General features: G+C 42.2%; 1 protein-coding gene. It reads left to right on the forward strand.

Annotated features, from left to right (window positions below):
• The coding region (locus PRIP_RS16565) for an immunoglobulin-like domain-containing protein (RefSeq protein ID WP_149023869.1) at positions 1–916 on the forward strand (916 nt) is incomplete at both ends.

Here is a 916-nt window from a genome sequence, read left to right on the forward strand (position 1 = left end):
AGGCAATGTAGCAACAAAAACAATTACAGTCACAGTTTTCACAAAACTTTCTATCGACACAGTAAAATCCACTGATACACAAGTGGTTATGCACGGTAAAGCAGGCTCCCAAGGACGTCTATTTAACGACGAAACAGGCGTTAAACTTGGTGCACGTTTCACATTTGATGCAACAGGCACATATGTATTGAAACTAGGAAGCCCACTAGCATCAGGTACAAAACTCAAAGTATGGTACACATACAATCAAACCGCAACTTACAGAACAACAGTCGTAGACGCAACAAAACCAGTCATCACAGCAGACAACCAATCATTGACCGTAGGCGACAGCTTTGATCCAAAAGCAGGCGTAACAGCAAGCGATGACCTAGACGGTGACATCACAAGTAAAATTGCCATAACAAGCAACAACGTAGATACGAAAAAAGCAGGCACATACAGCGTAACCTACTCTGTTAGCGATGCAGCAGGAAACATGGCAACAAAAACAATTACAGTGACAGTAAACAAAGCACCAGACACAACAAAACCAGTGATCACAGCAAGCAATCTATCCCTACAAGAAGGTACAAACTTTGATCCAAAAGCAGGCGTAACAGCAAGCGACGATACAGATGGTGACATCACAAATAAAATTACGGTAACAAGCAACAACGTGGATACATCGAAAGCAGGCACATACAGCGTAACCTACTCTGTTAGCGATGCAGCAGGCAATGTAGCAACAAAAACAATTACAGTCACAGTTTTCACAAAACTTTCTATCGACACAGTAAAATCCACTGATACACAAGTGGTTATGCACGGTAAAGCAGGCTCCCAAGGACGTCTATTTAACGACGAAACAGGCGTTAAACTTGGTGCACGTTTCACATTTGATGCAACAGGCACATATGTATTGAAACTAGGAAGC

This window comes from Paenilisteria riparia FSL S10-1204, assembly GCF_000525995.1.
In the GTDB taxonomy this organism is placed as follows: domain Bacteria; phylum Bacillota; class Bacilli; order Lactobacillales; family Listeriaceae; genus Listeria_A; species Listeria_A riparia.